Source organism: Novosphingobium sp. TK46 (genome assembly GCF_055361525.1).
Genome location: NZ_CM143963.1, coordinates 968,215 through 994,852, shown reverse-complemented (window position 1 = coordinate 994,852; position 26,638 = coordinate 968,215). Strand labels below are relative to the sequence as shown.

26 protein-coding genes are annotated in these 26,638 nt (G+C 64.9%); 16 read left to right on the top strand and 10 right to left on the bottom strand.

Going from position 1 to position 26,638, the window contains the following annotated elements; genetic code table 11:
• Positions 1–50: 50 nt before the first annotated feature.
• Entirely contained in the window at positions 51–1,226 is a 1,176-nt protein-coding gene (locus ACXJ1Z_RS04620; RefSeq protein WP_463779901.1) for a glycosyltransferase family 2 protein, read from the top strand.
• A gap of 28 nt (positions 1,227–1,254) precedes the next feature.
• Here ACXJ1Z_RS04620 and ACXJ1Z_RS04615 read toward each other — a convergent pair whose 3' ends face one another.
• Positions 1,255–2,559: a phospholipid carrier-dependent glycosyltransferase gene (locus tag ACXJ1Z_RS04615; RefSeq protein ID WP_463779900.1), complete on the bottom strand. Its 1,305-nt coding sequence runs from the start codon at positions 2,557–2,559 to the stop codon at positions 1,255–1,257.
• A 98-nt stretch (positions 2,560–2,657) separates the two neighbouring features.
• On the opposite strand from ACXJ1Z_RS04615, the gene ACXJ1Z_RS04610 reads away from it, so the two are divergent.
• Together ACXJ1Z_RS04610 and apaG are read left to right on the top strand one after the other, a co-directional pair.
• Entirely contained in the window at positions 2,658–3,866 is a 1,209-nt protein-coding gene (locus ACXJ1Z_RS04610) for a trans-sulfuration enzyme family protein (RefSeq protein ID WP_463779898.1), read from the top strand.
• Between the two features lie 104 nt (positions 3,867–3,970).
• The gene (gene apaG / locus ACXJ1Z_RS04605) at positions 3,971–4,369 is read left to right on the top strand and encodes a Co2+/Mg2+ efflux facilitator ApaG/CorD (protein WP_463779896.1); all 399 of its coding nucleotides are present in this window, start codon (positions 3,971–3,973) and stop codon (positions 4,367–4,369) included.
• 19 nt (positions 4,370–4,388) lie between these two features.
• Here apaG and ACXJ1Z_RS04600 read toward each other — a convergent pair whose 3' ends face one another.
• The 7 genes from ACXJ1Z_RS04600 to ACXJ1Z_RS04570 form a co-directional block, all read right to left on the bottom strand.
• On the bottom strand, positions 4,389–5,180 hold the full coding sequence (locus ACXJ1Z_RS04600; RefSeq protein ID WP_463779895.1) for a hypothetical protein: 792 nt from the start codon (positions 5,178–5,180) through the stop codon (positions 4,389–4,391).
• Between the two features lie 34 nt (positions 5,181–5,214).
• On the bottom strand, positions 5,215–5,526 hold the full coding sequence (locus tag ACXJ1Z_RS04595) for a hypothetical protein (RefSeq protein WP_463779893.1): 312 nt from the start codon (positions 5,524–5,526) through the stop codon (positions 5,215–5,217).
• Between the two features lie 327 nt (positions 5,527–5,853).
• Positions 5,854–6,447, bottom strand: a complete 594-nt coding sequence (gene rplI / locus ACXJ1Z_RS04590) for a 50S ribosomal protein L9 (RefSeq protein WP_463779892.1) — start codon at positions 6,445–6,447, stop codon at positions 5,854–5,856.
• A gap of 15 nt (positions 6,448–6,462) precedes the next feature.
• On the bottom strand, positions 6,463–6,687 hold the full coding sequence (rpsR, locus tag ACXJ1Z_RS04585) for a 30S ribosomal protein S18 (RefSeq protein WP_463779890.1): 225 nt from the start codon (positions 6,685–6,687) through the stop codon (positions 6,463–6,465).
• 2 nt (positions 6,688–6,689) lie between these two features.
• Positions 6,690–7,052 carry a 30S ribosomal protein S6 gene (gene rpsF / locus ACXJ1Z_RS04580; RefSeq protein WP_463779889.1) on the bottom strand — a complete coding sequence of 121 codons (363 nt, stop codon included), beginning with the start codon at positions 7,050–7,052 and terminating at the stop codon, positions 6,690–6,692.
• Positions 7,053–7,217: 165 nt separating this feature from the next.
• Entirely contained in the window at positions 7,218–7,868 is a 651-nt protein-coding gene (locus tag ACXJ1Z_RS04575; RefSeq protein ID WP_463779887.1) for a trimeric intracellular cation channel family protein, read from the bottom strand.
• Between the two features lie 68 nt (positions 7,869–7,936).
• Positions 7,937–9,958, bottom strand: a complete 2,022-nt coding sequence (locus ACXJ1Z_RS04570; RefSeq protein ID WP_463779886.1) for a transglycosylase domain-containing protein — start codon at positions 9,956–9,958, stop codon at positions 7,937–7,939.
• Positions 9,959–10,062: 104 nt separating this feature from the next.
• Between ACXJ1Z_RS04570 and ACXJ1Z_RS04565 the strand changes: the two genes are divergently transcribed.
• Positions 10,063–11,010 carry a DUF808 domain-containing protein gene (locus ACXJ1Z_RS04565; protein WP_463779885.1) on the top strand — a complete coding sequence of 316 codons (948 nt, stop codon included), beginning with the start codon at positions 10,063–10,065 and terminating at the stop codon, positions 11,008–11,010.
• 18 nt (positions 11,011–11,028) lie between these two features.
• Here the strand turns inward: ACXJ1Z_RS04565 and ACXJ1Z_RS04560 are convergent, their stop codons facing one another.
• Positions 11,029–12,468 carry a UDP-N-acetylmuramate--L-alanine ligase gene (locus tag ACXJ1Z_RS04560; protein WP_463779882.1) on the bottom strand — a complete coding sequence of 480 codons (1,440 nt, stop codon included), beginning with the start codon at positions 12,466–12,468 and terminating at the stop codon, positions 11,029–11,031.
• Positions 12,469–12,523: 55 nt separating this feature from the next.
• Between ACXJ1Z_RS04560 and ACXJ1Z_RS04555 the strand changes: the two genes are divergently transcribed.
• The 9 genes from ACXJ1Z_RS04555 (at position 12,524) to ACXJ1Z_RS04515 (ending at position 21,751) form a co-directional block, all read left to right on the top strand.
• A complete protein-coding gene (locus ACXJ1Z_RS04555; protein WP_463779881.1) occupies positions 12,524–13,351 on the top strand; it encodes an LD-carboxypeptidase in 828 nt (275 codons plus the stop codon).
• 95 nt (positions 13,352–13,446) lie between these two features.
• On the top strand, positions 13,447–14,382 hold the full coding sequence (fabD, locus tag ACXJ1Z_RS04550; protein ID WP_463779879.1) for an ACP S-malonyltransferase: 936 nt from the start codon (positions 13,447–13,449) through the stop codon (positions 14,380–14,382).
• A 106-nt stretch (positions 14,383–14,488) separates the two neighbouring features.
• Positions 14,489–15,253, top strand: a complete 765-nt coding sequence (gene fabG / locus ACXJ1Z_RS04545; RefSeq protein ID WP_463779878.1) for a 3-oxoacyl-[acyl-carrier-protein] reductase — start codon at positions 14,489–14,491, stop codon at positions 15,251–15,253.
• Positions 15,254–15,405: 152 nt separating this feature from the next.
• Entirely contained in the window at positions 15,406–16,524 is a 1,119-nt protein-coding gene (gene dnaN / locus ACXJ1Z_RS04540; RefSeq protein ID WP_463779876.1) for a DNA polymerase III subunit beta, read from the top strand.
• A gap of 356 nt (positions 16,525–16,880) precedes the next feature.
• Positions 16,881–17,249 carry a 30S ribosomal protein S13 gene (gene rpsM, locus ACXJ1Z_RS04535; RefSeq protein WP_379486905.1) on the top strand — a complete coding sequence of 123 codons (369 nt, stop codon included), beginning with the start codon at positions 16,881–16,883 and terminating at the stop codon, positions 17,247–17,249.
• Between the two features lie 75 nt (positions 17,250–17,324).
• Entirely contained in the window at positions 17,325–17,714 is a 390-nt protein-coding gene (rpsK, locus tag ACXJ1Z_RS04530; protein WP_463779874.1) for a 30S ribosomal protein S11, read from the top strand.
• A gap of 119 nt (positions 17,715–17,833) precedes the next feature.
• Positions 17,834–18,892 carry a DNA-directed RNA polymerase subunit alpha gene (locus ACXJ1Z_RS04525; protein ID WP_463779873.1) on the top strand — a complete coding sequence of 353 codons (1,059 nt, stop codon included), beginning with the start codon at positions 17,834–17,836 and terminating at the stop codon, positions 18,890–18,892.
• Between the two features lie 142 nt (positions 18,893–19,034).
• Positions 19,035–19,457 (top strand): 50S ribosomal protein L17, encoded by a 423-nt coding sequence (rplQ, locus tag ACXJ1Z_RS04520; RefSeq protein ID WP_463779871.1) that lies wholly within the window; start codon positions 19,035–19,037, stop codon positions 19,455–19,457.
• 200 nt (positions 19,458–19,657) lie between these two features.
• Positions 19,658–21,751 (top strand): prolyl oligopeptidase family serine peptidase, encoded by a 2,094-nt coding sequence (locus ACXJ1Z_RS04515; protein WP_463779870.1) that lies wholly within the window; start codon positions 19,658–19,660, stop codon positions 21,749–21,751.
• 85 nt (positions 21,752–21,836) lie between these two features.
• Here ACXJ1Z_RS04515 and ACXJ1Z_RS04510 read toward each other — a convergent pair whose 3' ends face one another.
• Positions 21,837–23,315 carry a DUF4403 family protein gene (locus tag ACXJ1Z_RS04510; protein WP_463779868.1) on the bottom strand — a complete coding sequence of 493 codons (1,479 nt, stop codon included), beginning with the start codon at positions 23,313–23,315 and terminating at the stop codon, positions 21,837–21,839.
• A gap of 162 nt (positions 23,316–23,477) precedes the next feature.
• Between ACXJ1Z_RS04510 and ACXJ1Z_RS04505 the strand changes: the two genes are divergently transcribed.
• The 3 genes from ACXJ1Z_RS04505 to ACXJ1Z_RS04495 all read left to right on the top strand — a co-directional run bounded on the left by ACXJ1Z_RS04505 (position 23,478) and on the right by ACXJ1Z_RS04495 (position 26,596).
• Positions 23,478–23,636, top strand: coding sequence for a GFA family protein (locus ACXJ1Z_RS04505; RefSeq protein ID WP_463779866.1), 159 nt, complete (start codon positions 23,478–23,480; stop codon positions 23,634–23,636).
• 281 nt (positions 23,637–23,917) lie between these two features.
• A complete protein-coding gene (locus ACXJ1Z_RS04500) occupies positions 23,918–24,673 on the top strand; it encodes an alpha/beta fold hydrolase (protein ID WP_463779865.1) in 756 nt (251 codons plus the stop codon).
• A gap of 75 nt (positions 24,674–24,748) precedes the next feature.
• Positions 24,749–26,596, top strand: coding sequence for a M2 family metallopeptidase (locus ACXJ1Z_RS04495; RefSeq protein WP_463779864.1), 1,848 nt, complete (start codon positions 24,749–24,751; stop codon positions 26,594–26,596).
• Positions 26,597–26,638: the final 42 nt, after the last annotated feature.

Below are 26,638 nucleotides of genomic sequence, written 5' to 3'. Positions count from 1 at the left end.
GTAAATTGCGCTAAAGCTTCTTTCAGGTTTACCATCTAAAGCCCGTGCCCATGAATAAGCCCCGACCCGACCTGGCGCAGGCCGTGCACGCTGCTGCCAAGCCGCTCGAGCTCGCGGTCGTCTTGCCGACCTTCAACGAGCGCGCCAATCTCGAGACGCTGGTCGAGCGGTTGGACGAGGCGTTGCAGGGCATCGCCTGGGAAGCGATCGTGGTCGACGACAACAGCCCCGATGGCACGGCGGAGACGGCGCGGGCTATCAGCCTGCGCGATCCGCGCCTGCGGGTGATCCAGCGCATCGGTCGGCGCGGTCTGTCTTCCGCCGCGATCGAGGGCATGTGCTCCACCGCCGCGCCCGTGGTTGCGGTCATGGACGCCGATCATCAGCACGATCCCAAGTTGCTGCCGGGCATGCTCGCAGCAATCCAGTCAGGCGAATATGATGTGTCCTACGCCTCGCGATTCTGCGAAGGCGCCAGTACCGAGGCGTGGAACCGGCCCGACCGAGTCAAGGCTTCGGGCTTTGCGAACAAGCTGGCACGCAAGGTCACCGGCCTGACACTCAGCGATCCGATGAGCGGCTTTTTCATGCTGCGTTCCGAAGTGCTGCGCGCCGATGCCCACCGGCTTTCGGGCGTCGGCTTCAAGATCCTGCTCGATATTCTGGCTACCGTGGAGACCCCGTTGCGCGTCAAGGAAGTACCGCTGGCGTTTGCCGCCCGCGCCGAGGGTGAGAGCAAATTGGATCGCACCGTAGTGTTCGAATTCCTCGTCGGCCTCTATGACAAGTGGCTGGGCCGCTACATTCCCACCCGCTTTGCGCTGTTCGGCACGATCGGCGCGGTGGGCGTGATCGTGCATATGGCGATCCTCACCGCGTTCCTCGCGATATTCGGTGGTCCCGGCATGAAGGGGCAGCTGGTCGGGGCGTTCGAAGTCGGGCAGACGATCGCCGCGATCTGCGCGATGACGTTCAACTTCTTCCTCAACAACGCGCTGACGTATGCCGACAAGCGCCTGACCGGCTTCGTGCCGCTGATGCGCGGCTGGGCCAAGTTCGCGCTTACTTGCTCGGTCGGCCTGACCGCCAACGTCGGTGTGTCGGCAATCCTGGTGCACTACGGCGTCCATGAATATCCCGCGGCCTTGGTCGGCGTGGTCATGGCCTCGGTGTGGAACTTCGCGCTTTCGTCCAAGTTCGTCTGGGGCAAGTACGGCGCGGCCTGACCGAGCGTTCCTCGTCCGGTATCCGCGCCTAGCGCCAGCTGTCGAGCCACATGAACTGTGCGAAGCTCTTCTTGCCGTGGCTAAGCTGGCCCGCCGAGATGATCGGGTAGAAATACACGAACATTCCCGCCGCCACCGCCAGCGATCCGGGCGCGATCCAGCGCCAGCGGTCGCGGCGATCCCACAGCGTATCCAGCGCGATCGCCAGGCAGGCCATCAGGAACGCCGCCGGCAGCAGGTAGTGGTAATAGAACTGGATCGGCTTGCCGTTCACCACCCACAGCACCAACATCAGCATATATAGCGTCGCGAAGGCCAGCGCGTCCCAACGCTGGCGCCGGATCCCGGCGAACAGGCACCAGGCCAGTGCCGGCAAACCGGCCAGCATCGTAAAAGGATTGCCCAGCAGGATGATGCCGCGCTGGGTGCCGTCGACCAGCTTGTAGAGGAACCAGATCGGCCGCCAATTTACGATCCACTGGTACCAGACGCTGCGATAGGGATGCAGCTTCTTCACGCTGTCCTGCAGCTTGAGCATGTATTCATGCTGCGGCACGAAGCCCAGCGGATCGATCGGGCGCACGGTCCAGAAAAAGCCCGGCATGTAGGTCAGCCAATAGACCGCCAGCGGCAGCAGCCCCAGCCACACCGCCGCCTCGACCAACGAAACGCCCGGTATCGGCCCCCCGCCCTTGTGTCCGATCAGCCGCCAGCCACGTTCGCGCCAGCGCAGCGCCAGGAACAGCGCGCCCGGCACCACGAAGGCGGGCGCGATGCTCCATTTCGCCCCCAGCGACAGCCCCATCGCGATCCCGCACGCGGCGAGGCGCAGGCGCGGGTGACGCTCCGGCTGGCGAAGCACCGCCGCGAATTGCCACAAGGCCACCATGCCGATCCCGGCCGAGATCATGTCCAGCATGGCGATGCGGCTCATCGCGAACCACAGGAAGTCGGTCGCCAGCAGGAACATCGCCATGATCGTTACCCGGCGCCGCAGCGTGACGTACCAGACCAGCCGGCCATAGGCGTGCAGCCCCAGCACACCGCACAGCACCGAAGGAATACGCCAGGCCCAGGGACGATCACCCAGCAGGGTGATCGATGCCGCAATCACTTCCTTGGCGAACATCGGGTGCTCGCGGTTCTTGGGCAGCCCCTCCAGCATCTTGCGGGCGGCGGTGACGTAGTGGATCTCGTCGAAGTAGATCTGGCTCGGGATGCTCAGCCGATGCAGGCACAGCAGCAGGAATGCGACACCGATCGCCATGCACCAGGTCAGCGGATCGCGATCCTGATCGGAGGCAAAGGGGCCGCGAGCTTGGGGGACAACCATCGAGGCGGCGGCATAAGAGCCTGCCCGCCCCGCCGCAAGCCGCTTGCGGGCCGCTTCGCGCTTGTTCTCGCGCCTGCGCGGCTTTACAGCGCGAGGCCATGAAACGGACCACCGGACAAGATCGCTCGAAAACGACCAAATGGCGGCCCGCCACGCGCGCGGTACGCGGCGGCACCTGGCGGTCCGAGATGGGCGAGACCAGCGAGGCGCTGTTCCTTACGTCGGGCTATTCATACGACGATGCCGCGACAGTCGCCGCGCGCTTTGCGGGCGAGGACGCGGGGATGACCTACTCGCGGCTGCAGAACCCGACGGTGCAGATGCTGGAAGAGCGGATCGCGCTGCTCGAAGGGGCGGAGGCCTGCCGCACCCAGGCATCGGGCATGGCGGCGATGACCGCGGCGCTGCTGTGCCAGCTGTCCGCCGGCGATCACATGGTCACTGCGCGCGCCGCGTTCGGCTCGTGCCGCTGGCTGGGCGACCATCTGCTGCCCCGCTTCGGGGTGGACGTGACCGTCATCGACGCGACCGATAACGCCGCATGGGAGGCCGCGATCCGGCCCAACACCAAGGTGTTCTTCTTCGAATCGCCGGCAAACCCGACGATGGATGTGGCCGACATCGAATACATCTGTGGCCTCGCCCGCGCGCATGGGATCACCTCGGTAGTCGACAATGCGTTCTGCAGCCCCGCGCTGCAGCGCCCGCTGGAGTTCGGCGCGGACGTCGTCGCCTATTCCGCCACCAAGCTGATGGACGGCCAGGGTCGCGTGCTTGCCGGCGCGGTGTGCGGATCGAACGCGTTCATCAACGACAAGCTGCTGCCGTTCCAGCGCAACACCGGGCCGAACTTGTCACCGTTCAACGCGTGGGTCGTGTTGAAGGGGCTGGAGACGCTCGACCTGCGCGCCCGTCGGCAAAGCGAGAATTCGCTGAAAGTCGGACGCTTCATCGAATCGCGCGTACCCAGGATCCTGCACCCGTGGCTCGAAAGCCATCCGCAGCATGCGCTGGCGGTCAAGCAGATGGATGATTGCGGTCCGATCTTCAGCTTCGTGCTCGATGGCGGCCGGGTTCAGGCGCATGCGCTGCTGGACGCGCTGGAACTGATCGACATTTCCAACAACATCGGTGATTCGCGGTCGCTGATGTGTCATCCGGCGTCGAGCACCCACCACAACATGGGCGCCGAAGCTCGCGAGGCGATGGGCATCGGCGAGGGTATGCTGCGACTCAATGTCGGCCTGGAAGATCCCGACGATCTTATCGAAGATCTCGATCAGGCACTGGCCAAGGCGGGGCTATAGGCTCCGCCGCAGCCGCGGCATTATCAGCACCCCCGAAAGGGCATGAAAAATCGCGTCGTAACAGTGTTGACGCTCCTGACCGAACCGTTACGCTCAGGGTCGAGATGAAGGAGCTATTTCAACACGCTGCCGTTACCGACGGCATTACCGTCCGCGTGGCGGTGAACTTCCTGCCCGAGCAATCGCGCATCGAGGCGGGGAAGTGGTTTTGGGTGTACCACATCCGTATCGAGAATCAGTCCGCCCAAGCCGTCAGGCTGACCACGCGCCACTGGCGCATCACCGATGGTCATGGCGCCGTGAACCTGGTCGAGGGTGAAGGCGTGGTTGGCGAGCAACCGCTGCTGAAGCCCGGTCAGAGCCACGACTACGTGTCCGGCTGCCCCCTGGCGACTCCGCATGGCAGCATGGAGGGTTACTACACGTTCGTACGTGCCGATGGCCATCAGCTGCGGGCGGCGATCCCGTTCTTCCCTCTTGCGGCACCTGCCACCGCGCGCTGAAGCGTTCGCTTTCGACCGGCTATGGTCTTGCGCTGACGATCTGGAGTAGGGCCGCGCCCGCCGGTGAGAACGCGATCGGACCGATCACCGCCATGCTCAGCAGGATCGCCGTGACGCCCCAGTAGTAGGCGGGATGGACCCGGCGCAGGGTGATGAGATCGGCGACCGGGCCGGTAAAGGCGAACAGTGCGATAACTCCGAACATCACCAGCGGCGCAGCGGGTCCGAACGATCCCATCGGCAGCAGGCGGCCTAGGCCAGGCCCCAGGATTGAGATCGTGGCGCACAGCATCAGCCGCTTGTGCCATTCCGCGCGACGGCGCAGCGCGATGCCCCCGGCTACCAGCCCGCCGAACACCGCGATGCCGATCAGGTTCATCACCAGGAAGATCGGGCGAGGGAAGAAGGGCGGCACGACATCGTAGCGGATCGCGTAGAGTGTCGCGGCGGTGCCCATGATCAACATCGCCGCGGCAAGGACCGCACCGATCCAGCCGATCCGCCGATGCAGTGCGATCGATCCTCGTGCGATGAACGCCGGCTGCGCGACGAACACCAGCACCCACAAGGTGAACACGGCGCCGTGAACATGCAGGAGGATCGGCAGGCCCGGATCGGCGCGGAAATCACCCGGCACCGTGCGCGAGAACCCACCGACGATGACGGCCGCCATGATCAGCGACATGACCAGGTAGAAGGGGCGACCAACATGCGGGTAATGCGATTGAACGATCTGCCGGCTCACCATGACGTCCGTCCCTTGTTGCGGCGGCAGATCGGGCTGTCGCGGCCGCGCCGGTGGGCGGGCCATCGGCGCCAGGTGCCGCGTTCGGTCTTTCCGCTCGTTACTGATGCGTCGGCTCCACGCCCTCGAGTATGCCAAGCGCCTGTCCCGCGAGCGTGAGGATCGCTATCTCGCTCAGCTTGTCGTGCAGCGGCTCCTCGTTGCTGAAACTTGGCTGCGCGCGGATGCCCGACATACCTTTGCCTGCACCGCTCCCGGGCCAGAAGCTGACCTGCAATCTGTCGTTAGTGGGTATGTAGCTGGCCCGCAGCTCGACCGAGGCATGGACGACGTGTGCGGATGGCATGAAGCCGGCCGTCTTGATGTTGCGCCATACGCGCACGGTGACCTGATCGGTAAATTCCAACGCCATGCGTCATCCCCCTCGTTCGCCCGGCCCGCAGCGACGGTGGGTGAGCATGCCAACAGCAATGCGAAATCGGCAGCCCGCTTCTCACGATCGAGTCCGCGCGCTCATGACAATGCTTAAATTGGTTAACCCGCGCAAGGGGCGCGCGCGCGGATAGGGTTGTCGGCTGGCTCCCAGTGGAGGCGGCTCATTGTGCGTGGTGCTGACGCCAGCAAGGCGGGGGTTCCGGTCTGGTTTGCGGCAAGACGTCGAATCAGGGGCGCAAACAAAAGCCCCCGCATCCTTTCGGAGGCGGGGGCTTTGTCTGTGAGCCGATGAAGACGTTAAGCTTTAAGCCTGAGGCTCAGCTTCGTCTTCTTCGTCACGAACGATCTCGCCCGGCTCGAGGCTGGGGTCACGACGCTCGGTGAAGCCGGTGGTGTCGGCTTCGAACATCGCGGCCATCACGTCGACGCCCTGCGTCTGCAGTTCGGCTTCGTCGGCCGAACGTGCGACGTTGACCTTGACGTTCACGGCCACTTCGGGGTGCAGCGAAACGCGCACGTCGAAGATGCCCAGCGTCTTGATCGGGCGCTCCAGCACGATCATGTGCTTGGCGACCTTCGCGCCTTCGGCGTTCAGCGCATCGACGATGTCGCGCACCGAAACCGAACCGTACAGCTGGCCCGAGTTCGACGAAGCGCGGATCAGGATAACCTGCGTACCGTCGACGTCCTGCGCATGCTTTTCAGCTTCGCCACGACGCTCGGCGTTGTCGGCCTCGATCTTCGCACGGTTGGATTCGAAGACCTTCTTGTTGCGCTCGTTGGCGCGAAGGGCCTTCTTGTTGGGGAGCAGGAAGTTGCGCGCGTAACCGTCCTTGACGGTGACGACGTCGCCGATGGCACCGAGCTTTTCGATGCGCTCTAGGAGGATGATGTCCATGGGGTCCGGCCCTCCTTACTTGACGATGAAGGGCAGCAGGCCGATGTGCCGGGCGCGCTTGATCGCCTGGCCCAGCTCACGCTGCTTCTTGGCCGAGACGGCCGTGATACGCGAAGGTACGATCTTGCCACGCTCGGACATGAAGCCCTGCAGCAGACGCACGTCCTTGTAGTCGATGGTCGGCGCGTTCTTACCCGAGAATGGGCACGACTTGCGACGGCGGAAAAAGGCGCGAGCCATGATCAGTTCCCCTCACGTTCGCGGCGACGGGTGCGCTCGCGGTCGGACTTGCGCATCATTACCGATGGGCCTTCTTCGTGCTCGTCAACGCGGATCGTCACCCAACGGATGATGTCCTCGTTGATGCCGGTCTGACGCTCGAGCTCAGCCACGGCGGCGCCGCTGCCCTCGATGTTCAGCATCACGAAGTGCGCCTTGCGGTTGCGCTTGATCTTGTACGCAAGATTCTTGAGGCCCCACGACTCGGTCTTGGTGACCTTGCCCTCGTTGGCTTCGACGATCTCGGTGGCGGTGGTGGCCAGCGCATCGACTTGCGCTTGGCTCAGATCCTGGCGAGCCAGGAACACGTGCTCATAAAGAGCCACGGCAGCTTCCTTCACATCTGTAACCGATCGCTGGCTGATCCGCACCATTGCGGGGCCCCTCCGGCTTTCTTCGTCAACCGTCGGCGCGACATCGCTCCGGCGGAAGCGGGCGCACATATAGCAACGCCGGGCAAAAGCAAGCGCGGCGGTCGTCCGCCGGCAGGCTCAGTTCGCGCCGCGATGCGGGCGCAAGGTGATCTTCCACACGATCGCCGCCGCGCGCGTCGCGAAGCCTGCTGCAAATCCGACAAGCGCGGGCAGGGGCGCGGACAAACCCGAAACGGTCATGGCGACGAACAGCATCGCGGCCACCAGAGCGGCGGTCACATACAGTTCGTGACGCATGAGGATCGAGGGGACGCCTGCGGTGATGTCCCGGATCACACCGCCAAGACACGCGGTGATCACTCCGGCCGCAACTGCCGGAACCGGAGCGATGCCGAACTGCAGCGCCTTGCCCGCGCCATATACGGCATAGGCAGCAAGGCCCGCACCGTCGAACCAGTCCAGCGCCCGCTCGGGCCACCACCGCAAGGGGATGGCCCAGGCCGCGACAGCGACGCCGAGGCACAGCAGGACCGGCGTCGAGGTCTGCATCCAGAACACCGGCGCGCGGATCAGCAGGTCGCGCAAGGTGCCGCCCCCCGTGGCGGTGATGAGCGCGAAGAAACAGGCGCCGACGAAATCGAGCCGCTTGCGCACCGCCACCAGGGCACCTGACGCCGCGAACACCGCCAGCCCGGCAAGATCGAGCCAGGGCAACAGCACCTGCAGGGGCAACGGGTCGAGCGGCAAGGCGGCGAAGGGCGAAGACATCCTGTCCGCTTAAGCCGCAGGAAATGCCGCGTCACCCGCCAATCCCGGCGTTCGGGTGGCCACAGGTGTTATTGCGTATCCTGCGGCGCGTCGATCGGTTGCTCGTCGCCGTCCGCGTCGGGCGGGGGTGGTCCCGCCGCGCCGGGTGGTGCCGCAGCGGGCGGACCGACGCCTTCCGAACCCGGGAGCGAGCCGTCGGGTAGCTGCGAGGGGTCGACCGGCAACTGGATCAGCGGGGCATCGTCTGCCTCGTCGATGGCGTCTTCGGGCGTATCCTCCGCGCCCCAGAGCCGCCGCGTGTGCGAGGCGCGCGAAGGCGAGGGGATCGGAATGGGCTTGAGGCGCAATCCGCTCATGAAGTTGGCCCAGACTTCCGCGGGCAAATGGCCGCCGCTGGCGCCGGGGATCGGCTTGTTGTCATCGCGCCCGATCCAGATCGCGGTGACGAGATCGCCCGAGAAGCCGACGAACAGCGCGTCGCGGCCATCCTGGGTGGTGCCGGTCTTGCCGAACGTCGGCAACCGCAGGTTGGCGGCGCGGCGGCCGGTGCCCTCGTTCGCGGCTTTCCACAGCAAGTCGAGCATGGGTGCCCACTCGCGCCGCTCGTCCAGACGATTGGCGGGCAGCTTGGTCACGCCGGCCTCGCCATGAACGACCACTGGATAGCGGCCGAGCGCAAAGGCGGCATAGGCGCCGGCGAGTTCCTCCAGCGTCAGCGTGGCGGTGCCAAGCGGCAGGCTGGGGGCGCCCTCGGGCAAGGCCGAGGTGACGCCCAGATCGTGCGCCGCCTTCACCACCTCGCGGTAACCGGTGGCCCGCGCGATCCGAAGGGCCGCGGTGTTGCTGCTGATCGCGAACGCTTCACGCAAGGTGAGCGGACCGCGATAGCCGGCATAGGCGTTGGTCGGATGCCAGTCGCCCACCGAGATCGGTCCGTCGAACACCACGTCGTCGGGCCGGGCGCCGGCGCGGAAGGCGGCGAAATAGTCGAACAGCTTGAACGTCGATCCGGGCTGGCGGCGCGCCTGGCTGACGCGGTTGAACGAGCCGGGCTGCCAATCGCTGCCGCCGACCAGCGCGGCGACGCTGCCATCCGGGCGCATCGCGATCAGCGCGATCTCGGCTCCGGCGAGCCGGGCTTGCGCCACGGCACGCTCCGCCCGGCGCTGGATATCTGGTTCCAGCGTGGTGCGGATGCGTCCAGAAGCGTCGTCGGGCAGGCGGGTGTAAAGCCAATCGGCGAACCAGCCGGCGCTCTCTTTGGCCCGGCCGCCCGAGACGACGCGCGGATTGCGTTCTGCCTTGGCGCGGGCCTCGGTGATGAAGCCGGCATCGGCCATCGCCCCCAGCACGACGCGCATCCGTTCGCGCGCGGCGCTGCGATCCACGGTGGGGGCGAGCCGCGATGGCGCCTTGACCAGCCCGGCCAGCATCGCCGCCTGGCCCAGCGTCAGGTCTTCGGGCGCACGATCGAAATAGAAGCGCGACGCGGCCGCCAGCCCGGTCTGCTGCGCGCCGAAATAGGCGTGTTCGAGATACCGCGAGAGGATCTGGTCCTTGCTCATCCAGTTCTCGACCCAGTCGGCGAGGAACAGTTCCTTGAGCTTGCGGGTCCAGGTGCGATCGTGGGTGAGGAATGCGTTCTTGACGTACTGCTGCGTGATCGTGGAGCCGCCTTGCGAAACGCCGCCCGCCCGAAAATTGGTCAGCACCGCGCGGGCGAGTCCGCGATAATCGAGCGCGCCGTGGCTGTAGAACCGCCGATCCTCGATCGCCAGGAATGCCTCGCGCACGGTATCGGGCAGCTTGGCCGCGTCGATCCGTTCGGACGGTCGCGGCCCACGATGGGCGAAGAACTTGCCTTCGGCGTCCAGCATGTCGACCCCGGCGATCGCGGGCGGATCGTTCAGCTTCCATGGCGGCGCGGTCCAGGTCTGCCAGGCGACGATCAGCACCAGCAGCGCCGCAAATGTCAGGAGGAACGGGTGGCCGCGGCTGCGCTCGCGCAGGAACCCGCCGCCGCCCGGCGCTGCCTCGCTCATCGGCAGGCTGCCATCGCCGACATGCGCCAGCAATGTTTGGACATGCATGGTCGTGCAGCCAAACCGGACTGAGTGTGTTTGCGCCTTCGTTCTCGCATTGGCTCATCAGATCGGCCACAGCGGAGCAAGTTGCAACAGGGAGCTTCACCACCATGCCATCCGGTCTCGTCGCTTTGCTCGACGATGTCGCCGTCATCGCTCGCGCCGCCGCCGCTTCGGTGGACGATGTCGCCGCCGGGATCGCCAAGGCCGGGAGCAAGGCGGCCGGCGTGGTCATCGACGATGCGGCGGTGACGCCGTCCTACGTCACCGACTTCACGCCGGACCGCGAACTGCCGGTGATCTGGGCGATCGCCAAGGGTTCGCTGTTCAACAAGCTGGTCATCCTGCTGCCGGTGGCTTTGTTGCTCAGCCAGTTCCTGCCGGTCGCGATCACGCCGCTGCTGATGCTGGGCGGGTTGTACTTGTCGTTCGAAGGCGCCGAGAAGGTGATCGAGAAGCTGGGCGGTGCCAAGCATGGCAAGACGCTGGAGGATCAGCCTACCGACGTCGCCGCATTCGAAAAGGCCAGGATCTCGGGCGCGGTGCGCACCGACCTCATTTTGTCGGCAGAGATCATGGCGATCGCGCTGGCAGAAGTCGCCGACCAGACTTTCATCGGCCGCGCGGTGATCCTGGCGCTGGTCGGCGTCGTGATTACGGTCATGGTCTATGGCGCGGTCGCGCTGATCGTTAAGATGGACGATATCGGCCTGCACCTGACGAAGAAGCCCGGATCGGCGGCGCAGAGCACCGGACGCGGATTGCTCAAGGCGATGCCTGTGCTGCTGCTCTTGCTGTCGACCGTGGGCACCGTCGCGATGCTGTGGGTCGGCGGCGGCATCATCCTGCACGGGCTCGAAGGCCTGGGCTTTGCGCCTCCCGCGCAGCTGGCGCATCATGCCCAGGAAGCCGTAGCCCATGCGACCGGAGCGCTGGGTGGCGTGCTGGGATGGCTGACGTATGCGGTGATCTCCGCGATCGTCGGGCTGGCGCTGGGCGGAGTGATCGCGCTGGTCGTGCATCTGATCAGCGCCGCACGGGGCAAGCCGGCGCACTGATACGCAAGGTTGGAGCGGTTAGCCCAACCGCTCCAGCAACCCAGTGGCGAACGTCGTCAGCGTATCGTCGCGAGCGCCCATCACCACGATGCGATCGCCCGCTCGCGCCATTTCGGCGATCCTGAGCCCGCATTCATCGCGCGTGGCAAAATACTCAGCCTTGCCGCCCGCGGTGCGGATCAGATCGACGATCCTCTCGCTGCCTTGCGAGCGATCGACGGTGCCCCCGAAATAGACCGGATCGCACAGCATCACGGTATCTTCGCCCCCCAGCATCCGCGCAAAGACCGCCGCCAGTTCGGCGCCCATCTGCCGCAAGGGTCCGTAACCATGTGGTTGGAAGAACGCGATCACGCGTCCGGGATGGGCCTTGAGCGTCGCCAGCGTGGCGGCGACCTTTTCAGGATTATGCCCGAAATCGTCGATCACGGTTACGCCCGCGGGGCTGGTGCCGATCACGTCGAACCGCCGCGCCAGGCCCGCGAAGTCGGCAATCGCGGCCACGGCATCGCTCAAGGGCACGCCGAGTGCGACGCAGCCTGCCAGCGCGGCGAGAGCGTTGTAGAGGTTGTGCCGCCCCGGCTGTTGCAACGTCAGCCAGAACGAGGCGTCGTCGCGGCGATCGACGACACGCGCTTCGATCGCATCGGCCCACTGGACGATGCTGCCCGGCTCGATGCCGATCGTCGCGTCTGGACGGTCGATCCCGAAGGTAAGCAGCATCGACGCACGATGAGCCAGCGCCGCGCTCTCCGGATCGTCGAGGTTCACGACGCCGACCCTGGCTACCCCCAGATAATCGCCGAACAGCGAGCGCAGTTCCTCAAGGCTCTTGTGGTCGAGGCTGACATTGCCCAGCACCGCCACTTCGGGGCGGTAGAAAGCGATCGAGCCGTCGCTTTCATCCACTTCGGCGACGAAGACGCCGCCCTGGCCGACGCGGGCGCTGGCGAACGGCGCGTCGGGCGCGCGCAGGTTCTTCATCACCGCGCCGTTCATGATCGTCGGGTCGCGGCTGGTCGCGATCAGGATCCAGCCGATCATGCCGGTCACCGTCGACTTGCCGCTGGTACCGCCGACCGCGATGCTGCGGGGGCTGCCATTGAACAGCGTCGCCAGCAGTTCGGCCCGGCTCATCCGCTCGCACCCCAGCGCGGTGGCCCGCACGACCTCGGGAACGGTATCCTCGACTGCGGCGGAAGCGACCAGTACCTGCTCTGCCGAGGTCACGCCGCTGCCGTCCTGCGGATAAAGATGAAAACCCTCGCGTTCCAGCCAGGCAAACTTCACTTCGCTGCGGCCCTGATCGCGGCTGCGATCCGACCCCGAGACGCTTGCGCCCAGCCCCTTGAGGATCAGCGCCAGCGGCAGCATCCCCGACCCACCGATGCCGCAGAAGAACCAGGGCCCTTGCGTGAGCGCGGCCACCGTGCGGCTGCGAAGTTCGTCTGAAGTCATTGCCGTTCGGTATGCGTGCTTGCGCCTCAAGACAACCGCGATAGGACTGCGCCGCATGACACGCATCGCCGTTTGCGCACCGTCCGCCCCGATCCTGCCCGAGGACGAGGCGCGCGCGCAGACGCTGATCGCGGCGGAGTTTCCCGGCGTCGAATTGGCGGTCCATCCGCAATCCTACCTCACCGACGGTCACTTCGCCGGCAGCGATGCGCAGCGCCTCGAAGCATTGGTGGACTGTGCCAGCGATCCTTCGTTCGACGCCGTCTGGTTCGCGCGTGGCGGGTATGGTGCCTGTCGCATCGCCGAGGATGCGCTGCGCCGATTCGGCCCGGCGGCATCGCAGAAGGTTTGGCTCGGCTATTCGGATGCAGGCTATCTGCTGGGGATGCTCTACCGCGAGCGGATCGGACGCCCGATCCATGCACCGATGCTTGCGTGCGGCAGGCGCGATCATGGCGGGGATGCGCTACGCCGGGTCATGGGCTTCCTCACCGGGAACATGTCGGGCATGGAGCCGTCGCTCGACCGCCGACCCACGGTCGCCTTCAACCTGATGACCCTGACGATGTTGTGCGGCACGCCGCTGATGCCCGATTTGGCGGGCCACGTCGTGATGGTCGAGGAAGTCTCGGAACATCTCTACGCCGTCGACCGCCTGTTTTTCCACCTCACCGCGCATCTTCATGGCATCGCCGGGCTGCGGCTCGGACGGGTCAGCGCGGTGCCCGAAAACGACCGGGCGTTCGGCGCGACGGCGGAGCAGATCGCGCGGCACTGGTGCGACAGACATGCGATCCCGTACCTTGGACGCGCGGACATCGGGCACGATGCTGCCAACACAATCGTCCCATTCGGGCTTGCGGAGCGCGTCCAAGCGCCATAGTCCGCCCCGCCACGTCATCGAATCGTCACAGGGCCTGCCTGGAGAATGGTCGAGACGTCGCCGGCCTTCGCGCCGCATGAAGGGATTGGGTCGCAATGCGTGCTTTCGTTTTTCCCGGCCAGGGGAGTCAGAAGATCGGCATGGGCGCCGACCTCGCCGATGCCAGCGCCGCCGCGCGCGAGGTGTTCGAGGAAGTGGACGACGTGCTCGGCCAGAAGCTTTCGCGCATCATGCGAGAAGGGCCGGACGACCAGCTGACCCTGACCGAGAACGCGCAGCCGGCGATCATGGCCAACGCCATCGCGGCACTACGCGTGCTGGAGCGCGAATTCGGCATCACGACCACCGAGAAGTGCGATTACGTCGCCGGTCACTCGCTGGGCGAATACACCGCGTTGTGCGCTGTCGGCGCGTTCAGCCTGGCCGATACCGCTCGCTTGCTGAAGCTGCGCGGGAAATCGATGCAGGCCGCAGTGCCGGTCGGCCAGGGTGCGATGGCGGTCTTGCTTGGCGCCGATATCGACAAGGCGACCGCTCTGGCCGAGGCCGCATCGCAAGGCGAGATCTGCTCGGTCGCCAACGACAACGATCCCGGCCAGGTCGTGCTTTCCGGGCATACCGCCGCGATCGAGCGGGCGATTGCGATGGTGAAGGAGCATGGGATCAAGCGCGGCATGGCGCTGCCGGTATCGGCTCCGTTTCATTGTGCGCTGATGGCGCCCGCCGCCGATGCCATGGCCGAGGCGCTGGAGGAAACCCCGCCAGCTACCTTGCGTTTGCCGCTGTTCGCCAATGTGACCGCTGCGATGGTGGTCGATCCGCAAGACGTGAAGCGCTTGCTGGTCGAACAGGTTACCGGCCGGGTGCGTTGGCGCGAAAGTGCGGTCGCCATGCAGGCGGCCGGCGTCGCGCATTTCGTCGAGTTCGGCGGCAAGGTCCTGGGTCCGATGATCAAGCGCAGTGCCGGCGACGTCGAAATTACGTCGGTAAGTACGATGGCCGAACTGGAAGCGCTGGCAAAGACGTTTTGACACGTCCGCGGCGGGGCTTGACCCGGGGTGGCGGGGCAACTGACTATGGCTGGCATGGTACCAGCGATCCTGACCCTTCCGGGCAGGATGACGGGAGATTGAGACGATGTTCGACCTTCATGGCATGACCGCCCTCGTCACCGGTGCATCTGGGGGCATCGGCTCGGCAATCGCGCGCGGGCTGGCCGCGCAAGGTGCGCGGCTGGCGATCTCGGGCTCCAATCAGAACAAGCTGCGCGCCTTTCGCGACGAGTTGGACGAGCATCGTCCCCAGCATGTCCAGGAGGTCGATCACGTTGCTATCGCCTGTGACTTGTCCGACGCCGGGCAGGTCGAGAAGCTGGTTCCGGCCGCGCTGGAATCGCTGGGAAAGATCGACATCCTGATCAACAACGCCGGTATCACGCGCGACAATCTGGCGATGCGGATGAAGGACGAGGAATGGGATTCGGTGATCCGCGTCAACCTGGAGTCGGCTTTCAGGCTGATGCGCGCGGCGACCAAGCCGATGATGAAGGCGCGGTTCGGGCGGATCATCACGATCACCTCGATCGTCGGCACCACCGGCAATCCCGGCCAGATGAACTACTGCGCTTCGAAGGGTGGCCTTACCGCGATGTCGAAAAGCCTGGCGCAGGAACTGGCCAGCCGCAACGTCACTGTCAATTGCGTGGCGCCGGGCTTCATCCGTACGGCGATGACCGACGGCTTGCCGGACACGCAGAAGGCATCGCTGAACGCCAAGATCCCGATGGGCCGGATGGGCGAGGGGGCGGATATCGCCGCGGCCTGCGTGTTCCTTGCGAGCAAGGATGCCGGCTACGTGACCGGGCAGACGATCCACGTCAACGGCGGCATGGCGATGATCTGAGCGCCGGCTGGGCGCGCTATCCCGGCCTTATCCCCAGATAGCCGTGGTTGCGCGCCGTTCCCGCTTGCCGCTCACCGACTCCTCGCTAGAGAGGATGGTCCGTATCCAAGGGCATCGAATTCCCGGCCGCACCTGGGGGACATGAGGCGATCATGAAGGCCACAATCGAACGTTCCACGCTGCTGCGCTGCTTGTCCCACGTCCAGTCCGTGGTTGAGCGTCGCAACACGATTCCGATCCTTTCCAACGTTTTGATCGAGGCTGCCGCCGGCGGTGCGCTAAAAATCATGGCCACTGACCTCGACCTGCAGGTGGTGGAATCCGTGGGCGCGGTGACGGTGGAATCGTCGGGTGCGATCACCGTCTCGGCGCACTTGCTGTTCGATATCGCGCGCAAGTTGCCCGAAGGTAGCCAGGTAAGCCTCGATGCAGCCGACAACCGCATGGTCGTCAAGGCGGGTCGCAGCCGCTTCCAGCTGCCGACGCTGCCGCGCGACGATTTCCCGACGATTGCCGAGGGCGAACTGCCCACCAGCTTCGAGATACCCGCCGCGACCCTGGCGCAGATGATCGATCGTACGCGATTTGCCATCTCGACCGAAGAGACGCGGTATTACCTCAACGGTATCTTCCTGCATGTCGCCGAAGAGCAGCTCAAGGCCGCCGCCACCGACGGCCACCGTCTGGCGCGCTTCACCCTGGCCTGCCCCGAGGGTGCGCAGGGCATGCCCGACGTGATCGTCCCGCGCAAATGCGTGGCCGAGCTGCGCAAGCTGCTGGAGGAATCACTGGATAGCAACGTGCTGGTCGAACTGTCCGCCAGCAAGATCCGTTTCACGCTGGGCGGCGAGCACGGCGTCGTGCTGACCAGCAAGCTGATCGATGGCACGTTCCCTGACTACACCCGCGTGATTCCGACCGGAAACGACAAGCTTCTCAAGGTCGATCCCAAAAGCTTCTTCGAAGGCGTGGATCGCGTCGCGACGATCGCGACCGAAAAGACCCGTGCGGTCAAGATGGCGCTCGACCTCGATCGCGTGACCCTGTCGGTCACCTCTCCGGACAATGGTACGGCCGCGGAGGAAGTGCCGGCGCAGTACAATTCCGAGGGGTTCGAGATCGGCTTCAACGCCAATTATCTCAAGGATATCCTTGGCCAGATCGAAGGCGATACGGTCGAGTTGCACTTGGCCGATGCGGGGGCCCCCACGCTGATTCGCCAGGATGAGAAAAGCCCCGCGCTCTACGTGCTCATGCCGATGCGAGTCTAAACCCGTCGAGCCGAGGGGCGTGGCGTGCAGGCCGTTTTGACTGCACCATGTCCCTCAGATATGATCGTCCGTGAGGCAGGGCGGTGAGGCTATCGACGCGTTAAGTGGGCGATAAGCATTCTATGCCACCGCGAACGGCCAAAGCCTTTGCATGTGCGTCTCGTGGCGTTGACAACTTCTGCGAATCGTCTTAAGCGCGCCCCTCGCTCGACAGAAACGGCTGTGTCCGATTGGCGAATGGCGTCAAAGCCTCGCTGCTCGGACCTGTTGCCATTTCGGCCCAGGTACTGTCACAAGAGCGTCAGAGCGATGAGATAGGGGTGGCCGAGGCTCCCCCTGTGGAGCAGGAGAATTAAGTGGCTCGTATTGCCGGGGTAAACCTCCCCACCAACAAGCGCGTGATCATCGCGTTGACCTACATCCATGGTATCGGTCGCACCAAGGCCGTCGAGATCGCCGACAAGCTCGGCATCGACCATGCCCGCCGCGTTCAGGATCTCTCGGACGCCGAAGTGCTGCAGATCCGTGAAACGATCGACGCCGAACACACCGTCGAAGGTGATCTTCGTCGCGAGACCGCGATGAACATCAAGCGCCTGATGGACCTGGCCTGCTATCGCGGCCTGCGTCATCGCAAGGGCTTGCCGGTTCGTGGCCAGCGCACGCATACCAATGCGCGCACCCGCAAGGGCAAGGCTAAGCCAATCGCCGGCAAGAAGAAGTAAGCTCCAACCCGTTCGGGTGGCCGTACCTCGTGCGGCCGGAGTTTTCAGCAGCGACTTTCGACAGGATAAACCGACATGGCACGCGAACCACAGCGCATTAAGCGCCGCGAGCGCAAGAACATCTCCAGCGGCATTGCACACGTCAATGCCAGCTTCAACAACACCATGGTGACCATCACCGACGCCCAGGGCAACGCGATCTCCTGGTCCTCGGCCGGCACCATGGGCTTCAAGGGCAGCCGCAAGTCGACCCCGTACGCCGCCCAGGTGGCAGCGGACGACGCCGGCAAGAAGGCCGCCGAACACGGCGTGCGCACCCTCGAAGTCGAGGTCAAGGGCCCCGGCTCGGGTCGCGAGAGCGCCCTGCGTGCCCTGGCCGCGGTTGGCTTCACTATCACCTCGATCCGCGACGTGACTCCGATCCCGCACAACGGCGTCCGCCCTTCCAAGCGTCGCCGCGTCTGATCGAGTCCGGGCGGGCGACGACCGGTTCTTAAGGCCGGTCACCGTCTGCCACCCATCGGCCGCGGCCCCTCAACGGGCATCGCGGCCGAAGTCGCACTGATACACCCCAGGGGAAATCCATGAGCGTCAACATCAAGAACTGGCAGGAACTCAAGAAGCCCAACAGCCTTGAGGTCAAGCCTGGAGCCGACCCCAAGCTCCGCGCCACTTTCATCGCCGAGCCCCTCGAGCGCGGCTTCGGTCTGACGCTGGGCAACGCCCTGCGCCGCGTGCTGCTCTCCTCGTTGCAGGGCGCCGCGATCACCTCGATCAAGATCGAGAACGTGCTGCACGAATTCAGCTCGCTAGCCGGCGTGCGCGAAGACGTCACCGACATCGTCCTGAACGTCAAGCAGATCGCACTGCGCATGCAGGGTGAAGGCCCCAAGCGCCTGCAGTTGTCCGCGACCGGACCGGCCGAAGTCAAGGCTGGCGATATCGCCGTGACCGGCGATATCGAAGTGTTGAACAAGAACCTCGTGATCTGCCACCTCGACGAGGGCGCGACGCTCAACATGGAGCTGACCGCCGACAGCGGTAAGGGCTATGTGCCCGCCGTCGCCAACCGTCCGGTCGATGCGCCGATCGGCCTGATACCGATCGACTCGCTGTATTCGCCGGTTCGTCAGGTCAGCTACAAGGTCGACAATGCCCGCATCGGGCAGGAACTCGACTACGACAAGCTGAACCTCACCGTCGAGACCGATGGCACCGTGACGCCCGAGGACGCCGTGGCCTACGCCGCGCGGATCCTGCAGGACCAGCTGGCGCTGTTCGTCCACTTCGAGGATGCGGCTCCGACCGGTCAGTCGCCGATGATCGGCATGGCGGCCTCGACCCCGGAAGAGAGCGACACCAACCAGCTCAACCGTTACCTGCTCAAGAAGGTCGACGAGTTGGAGCTGTCTGTGCGTTCGGCCAACTGCCTCAAGAACGACAACATCATCTATATCGGCGATCTGGTCCAGAAGACCGAAGCCGAGATGCTGCGTACCCCGAACTTCGGCCGCAAGTCGCTCAACGAGATCAAGGAAGTACTGTCGTCGATGGGTCTGCGCCTCGGCATGGACATCCCCGGCTGGCCGCCCGAGAACATCGAAGAGATGGCCAAGAAGCTCGAGCAGGAGCTGCTGGGTTAATCCGGCAGGCGTTCGACGATCATCCTGCCCTCGATGGAAATCGACGGCGGGGTGATCATCACTCAGGCGAAATGGTGGCGGCCTGAACAGCCACCGGGACCGGGCTACCTGACACGGGCCCCTTACGAACGGAGTACGGAATATGCGCCATAAACATGGTGGACGGAAGCTTCAGCGCGCCACGGGCCATCGTACCGCGCTGCTGCGCAACATGGCTGCGGCACTGATCAAGCACGAGCAGATCCAGACTACCTTGCCCAAGGCGAAGGAGCTGCGCCCTTACGTCGAAAAGCTGATCACGCTCGCCAAGCGCGGTGGCCTGTCGAACCGTCGCCTGGCGCATGCGCGCCTGCTGGACGAGACGCAGGAAAAGAAGCTTTTCGAGGTCCTGGCCGAGCGTTATGCCGGCCGTGAGGGCGGCTACGTTCGCATCATCAAGTCCGGTTACCGTGGTTCGGACGCGGCGCCGATGGGAATTATCGAGCTGGTCGATCGCGATACCGACGCCAAGGGGCAGGATTCGGGCCCGGTAAACGCCAACGTCGAAGAATACGAAGAGGCCTGAGCCTCGCGCGCCGCCGGATCAGACCCGGCGGCGCGTGGATCTGTAGATTGCCAAGGCGGCTCCGAGCGTTAAAGCTCGGGGCCGCCTTTGTTTTTTGCCGGAGCCACCGCTTGTTCAATCCATTCGGGTCGTCCCGCCGCTATCTCGCCGCCGGTGCCGCGCTGACCGCTTTTGCCACCACATCCATTTGGGCTGAACCCGTGACCTCCATCGCATATCCCGAAACCCGCCGTGGCCCACTGGTCGAAGAGCAGTTTGGCGAGAAGATCGCGGACCCTTATCGCTGGCTTGAAAACGACGTGCGTAGCGACAAGGACGTCGCGAGCTGGGTGGAGCGTGAAAACGCCGTGGCGCGCGGTTACCTCGATACGCTGCCGCAGCGTGCCTGGTTCGCGCAGCGCATCCGTTCGTTGATCGACTACGAGCGTTTTGGTGTGCCGGTGAAGGCGGGCGAGCGCTATTTCTATACGCGCAACTCGGGTTTGCAGAATCAGGCGCAGCTGTTCGTTCGCGATGGCCTGCACGGCACGCCGCGGCTGCTGCTCGATCCCAATGCGTGGGCATCCGACGGCGCTACCGCACTCGATGCCTGGGAGCCTTCGGAGGATGGCAAGCATCTGCTGTTCAGTGTGCAGGATGGCGGTAGCGACTGGCGGGTGGTGCGCGTGCTCGACGTTGGCAGCGCGAAGCGCCTGGACGACGAGGTGAAGTGGGCCAAGTTCACCGGTCTTGCCTGGGTTGGCAGCGAGGGCTTTTTGTACTCGCGTTTCCCGGCACCGGCGGAGGGGACCGCGTTTCAGGGCCGCAACTATGACCACGCCGTCTATTATCATCGCCTCGGCACCGCGCAGGATGCGGACCAGCTGGTGTTTGCGACACCGGCGCAGCGCGAGATGAACCACGTCGCCACCGTGACGCCGGACGGGCGCTACGCCGTCATCACCAGCAGCACCGGCACCGACGCGCGGGTTCAGTTGCGGGTGATCGACCTGTCACGCCGTTCGCAGGATGGCTGGAAGCTGCGTACGCTGGTGCCGGATGCCGTCAACGACTGGAAGCTCGTGGCCAGCATCGGCACGAAGATGTGGTTCGTCACCAACCGTGATGCACCACGCTACAAGCTGGTGATGATCGACCTGGCGGCTGCCGACGCGCAGTTTCAGCAGGTCGTCGCTGAACGCGACGAGTTGCTTGAACGCGCGACGATCGTGGGTCGGCACCTTGTCCTCAACTACCTGAAGGATGCTGCCAGCCATGCCGAGATCATGGCCCTGGACGGCAAGGGCGTGCGTGAACTGGCGCTGGGCGCGCTTGGAACCGCGAGCGGTTTCGACGGCAAACCCGAAGATCCGGAGACGTTCTACAGCTATTCCAGCTTCAACCAGCCTGCTGCCGTCTATCGCCTGGACATCACCACCGGCAAGTCCGAGGTGTTCGCCAAGCCGACGTTGAACTTCGATCCCGACAAGTACTTGATCGAGCAGCGCTTCTATGCGTCGAAGGACGGCACGAAAGTGCCGATGTTCATCGTGCGCAGCAAGGCTGCGTCCACGGCGGGCAAGGCGCTGCCGACGTTGCTGTACGGCTATGGGGGCTTCGACGTGGCCCTGACGCCGGGCTATTCCGCGGTGCGGATGGCGTGGCTGGAAGCGGGCGGGGCGTTTGCCATGGCGAACCTGCGCGGCGGCGGCGAATACGGGAAGGCGTGGCACGATGGCGGGCGGCTTGCGAACAAGCAGAACGTGTTCGACGATTTCATCGCTGCGGGCGAATATCTGATCGCCCAAGGTATCACGCCCAAGGGCGGCCTCGCGATCCAGGGCGGATCGAATGGCGGCTTGCTGGTCGGCGCGGTGGTGAACCAACGTCCAGACCTGTTTGCGGCTGCGAACGCGCAGGTCGGCGTCATGGACATGCTGCGCTTCGATCGCTTCACCGCGGGGCGGTATTGGGTCGACGATTACGGCTATCCCGAGAAGGAGGCCGATTTCCGCGTCCTGCGCAAGTATTCTCCATATCACAACATCCGGACGGGCGTGGACTACCCGGCCGTGTTGGTCACGACGGCGGATACCGACGATCGTGTCGTCCCCGGCCACAGCTTCAAGTACACCGCTGCGCTTCAGCATGCCCAGGTCGGCGCCAAGCCGCACCTCATTCGCATCGAGACGCGGGCCGGTCACGGCTCGGGCAAGCCGACGGACAAGGTCATCGACGAGGGTGCGGATATCCTCGCATTCCTCGCCCGATGGTCCGGCCTGAATGTCGGCGGCAAGGACGCTGGCGGGAAATAGCGGAAGTCATGGATGCCGCTCTTGCAGGGGGGGGGCGTGAAGGCTGGCGGGCGTTGCTGCTTACCCCGCTTCTTCGTGCCGATCACTACCGTCCGGTTGCCGGCGCCAGGGTGATGCTCGCGGTGCCTTGCGCGCGAACCGGCAGGTAGAGGCCGCGCCCCGCAGCCCGCAGTGAACCGGTGCGAACGTCCTCGAGATTGGCGCGGATAAGAAAGTCGCCCTCGCGTTTGCGTTCGATCGCGCGACCGACCTTGCTCATGAGCTTGTCATAGTCCTTCTCGAAGTTCTGGGTCAGCGCCTCCGCGATCGTATCGGCAAGGCCGGGCGCGTTCGCCAGCTTAATGACAAGGTTGCCGCCGGTACGATCCGTACTGCCGGTCACGGCGAACTGTTCGAATGCGACTTTGCGCGAGTTGGGCCGGTTGACCGGCACCGCCGTCATCCATACCGTCGCCCGGGCCTTGCCGATGGTATTCGCGCGGTCGCTGGCGGAGAAGTTCAGCCCGACCGCGATGCGTCCTTGCGTGCTGCCATAGATCGTCGCCTTGTTGAACGTGGCATAGATCGGGCCGACGCCGGGTACCTGGAACGGTCGTGACGAGCGTTTGATCAAGGCGCGCATCAGCACTGGCTCTAGTTGACGGTAATCGGCGACGACCGGGATGAAGAACGACAGCTTGCCCGATGTATCGGCAAGGCGGCGCAGCGGCGGCAAGGGGGTGCGCGGTGGATCAGGCGGGCGATCGCCGACATATGTTTCGGTGATCGCCAGCAGGCCCAGACGCAGGACGATGCGATCATTGGTGATATCGTACCCGCCGTATTGCAGCTCCTTTGGCGAGACCCGCATCCACACCGGGGGATTCGTCCGGTTGAGCTGGAGCGAGGTGAAGCCGGCGTTCCACGCCTCCTGCAGCTTCTGGCGCAACTGCAGTTTGCCAAGCTGTGCGGGCAGGTCGGCTTCGAGATCGGCGATGATGCCCTTGAGTTTGGCGTCCGCCTGCTCGGACAGGTCGATCTTCTGGCCGAGGAAATCGATCGTCGGTGGCGCCGTCCAACGATAGTGCAAGTCGACCGTGCCCCTCGGCGTCCAGTCCGGCGCCATGTCGAGTTGCACGCGGGCCTGGACTGTCGCGTCCGCCGTCGCGGTCTCGCGGCTTAGCACGCCGGCGATGTCGCGCGCTTGCACGACGGCATGGACCGGGATCGATACGAGCACGGTGTGACCCGAACCCGCGATCGCGATGCGGCCGCGCGTGACGCGGCCAACGAGACGGCACTTGATCGTGGGCGTCTTTATTTTGACGAATAGTACCTTTACCGCGTTCGAGGCGATGCAGGTCTGTCCGGGCTTGTCGATCGCCCATAGCTCGCGAGGCACCTCGCGATCGAGCGTGCCCGCCAGATCGGCGAGGCGGGCCGAGATGGGCACCGCGATCGTCGATGCCTTGGGCCGGATCGAGATGGCATCGTTCGCGCGTGGCGGCGCCTCGTTGGGCAGTTGCCTTCCGCAAGATGACAGCAGAAATATCCCGGTACACAGCACGCCCATGGCTAATGCCACCAGCGCCACCGGCCGTGCACGAAAATTAGCCTTTGTTGAGTTGGCGAACATAGCGCGGCACGAAACACGTGGCCCCGCTGTCGTGTTCCCATAGCGGCGCTGGTATCGGCACTGCCCGCGCGCTATCTTTGGATCGACCATTGCGTGAGGGAGCCTTTGGCGATGCAGGAGATGAGCGGCGGCTGCCAATGCGGCAAGGTTCGCTATACGGCGCTGGTCGACCCGACAAAGGCGTATCTGTGCCATTGCAATATGTGCAAGAAAGCGACCGGCGGGGTGTCCATCGCTTTCATCAATCCGCCGAAAAGCGATGTGACATAGCACTCCGAGCCGGACTGGTATCGCTCATCTCCCATCGCGCGGCGTCCGTTCTGTTCGCACTGCGGCACGCCGCTGGGATTCGATTTCATCGATGGTGGCACCAACATCGACCTCACGATCGGCAGCTTCGACGACCCGACGCCGTTCAAGCCCGAACACAACTATGCGGTCGAGAGCATGCTTGGGGCGTGGATCGACGCCAGCCGGTTGCCCGGCCATCGCAGCGCGGAAAACACGAAAGTCGTCGCCATGTGGAAGGCGGCGGGAATGGAGCCACCCGAATGAGCGATGTCAGCACCGAATTTCTTCCGGGTTGGGATGGCGGCAGGCTGGCCGTGCATCGCCTGGGCGCCGGGCGGCCGGTGCTGCTGCTGCACGGCCTGTTCTCCAATGCCTATGTGAACTGGATCAAGTTCGGCCATGCCCGGCAATTGGCAGATGCCGGGTTCGAGGCGATCATGCCGGATCTGCGCGCTCATGGGCAGAGCGATGCGCCGCATGACCCCCAAGCTTATCCTGATGACGTTCTGGTGCGAGATGCGGTCGGTATTGTCGATGCCTTGCAACTTGACGATTTCGATCTCGCCGGTTTCTCGCTCGGATCACGCACGGCGGTGCGCAGCGTGCTGGCCGGACTTGCGCCACGACGGTTGATCCTGGGCGGGATGGGGCTGGAGGGGTTGGCCGGATGGGCACGGCGAAGTGCGTTCTTCATCGACGCGATCGATCGCTATGACGAGATCAAGCACGGCGACCCGGCCTTCGCCGCCCGCTCTTTCATGAAGACCCAGAAGGTGGATCTGGTGGCGAGCCGGCTGTTGCTGCAGTCGGTCGACGATACGCCGCCCGATGCGCTGGCAGGGATAACGATGCCGACGTTGGTTGTGTGCGGTGCCGACGATCGCGACAACGGCTCGGCTCCCGCGCTGGCGCAGGCCTTGCCCGACGCGCGCTATGCCGAAGTACCTGGAACGCACATGTCCTCGGTCACGCAGAAGGAACTTGGCGCCGCGATGGTGGCGTTCCTGTCCGCTTGACCTGACGCGCCCGGCTTGACCGCCGCATGCCATCGGGCCAGCATGGGCCATCTACGATTTGTACGGGGCATATTCATGAAAATACACGCGATTTCGCTTCTGGCCTTGGCCGGGGCGATGGCGGCTGCGTTGCCGGCGCAAGCCCAGCAGGCACGGCAGGATACCACGCCGGGAACGCCAGCGACCGGATCTGCGCAGACTGCGGCGCAGTTCGTCGATCAGGCGGAGGCGGAATACAACCAGAAGACGATCGAGTCCTCGCAAGCCGAATGGGTGTACAACACCTACATCACCGTCGACAGCGAGGCGGTGACGTCCCGCGGGCAGGCGGCGCTCAACAAGCTCAACGTCGCGAATGCGGCGAAGGCGGCGACATATGCCGCACAGCCGGGCCTGACCTACGACGTCAACCGCAAGCTCAATCGCATGCGCACGCTGATCGTGCAGCCGGCACCGAGCCGACCGGGCGCGGCCGAGGAGCTCGCGACGCTTACCGCCAAGCTGCAGGGCATCTACGGCAAGGGCAAGGGCACGTTGAAGGGCCAGCCGATCAACGGCTCCGACATCGAAGCGGCGATGGGCGAGAACCGCAATCCGGCCGAGTTGGCCGAGATGTGGACCAGCTGGCACGACAACGTCGGCAAGCCGATGAAGGCCGACTTCGTCAAGATGGTCGACCTGGAGAACGCCGGCGCCAAGGAGCTCGGCTATGCCGACACGGGCGCGCTGTGGCGCTCGAACTACGACATGACGCCAGAGCAGTTCGCCGCGCTCACCGACAGGCTGTGGGCCGAGGTGAAGCCGCTCTACGACCAGCTCCACTGCTACACCCGGGCCAAGCTCAACGAAAAATACGGCGATGCGGTCCAGAAGACCAGCGGCCCGATCCGCGCCGACCTGCTCGGCAACATGTGGGCGCAGGAATGGGGCAATATCTACGACATCGTCGCGCCTGCAGGGGCCGGTGACGTGGGCTACGATGTCGGCGAGCTGCTCAAGGCCAAGGGCTACGACCCGGTCAAGATGGTCAAGGCGGGTGAGGGGTTCTACACCTCGCTAGGCCTCGCGCCGCTGCCGGGGACCTTCTGGGAGCGCTCCCAGATCACCAAGCCGGCCGATCGCGAAGTGGTGTGCCATGCCTCGGCCTGGGACGTCGACAACAAGGACGACCTGCGCATCAAGATGTGCACCAAGGTGAATGGCGACGACTTCACCACCATCCACCACGAGCTGGGCCACAACTTCTACCAGCGCGCCTACAACCAGCAGCCGGCCTACTACCTCGACGGCGCCAACGACGGCTTCCATGAGGCGATCGGTGACACCATGGCGCTGTCGATCACCCCGCAGTACCTCGTGCAGATCGGCCTGCTCGACAAGGCGAAAGTCCCCAGTGCGGACAAGGACACCGGCCTGCTGCTGCGCCAGGCGATGGACAAGGTCGCGTTCCTGCCCTTCGGCCTGCTGATCGATCGCTATCGTTGGAAGATCTTCGCCGGCGAGATCACGCCCGACCAGTACCAGTCCGGCTGGGACCAGCTGCGACTGCAGTACCAGGGCATCGTTCCGCCAAGCGCGCGGCCGGCCGACGGCTTCGACCCGGGTGCCAAGTATCACGTCCCGGCGGTGGTGCCGTACACCCGCTATTTCCTGGCGCGGCTGCTGCAGTTCCAGTTCTACGAGGCGGCATGCAAGCAGGCGGGCTGGAAGGGCCCGCTCCATCGCTGCAGCTTCTATGGCAACAAGCAGGTTGGCGCGAAGCTGAACGCGATGCTGGCGATGGGCGCGTCCAAGCCCTGGCCCGACGCGCTGCAGGCGTTCACCGGCAGTCGCGAAATGAGCGGCAAGCCGATGCTGCGCTATTTCGCGCCGCTGAGCGCCTGGCTGGAAAAGCAGAACGCCGGCAAGACCTGCGGCTGGTGACGGCACGGCGGCGCGAGAGGATTACTCTCGCGCCACCTGCAA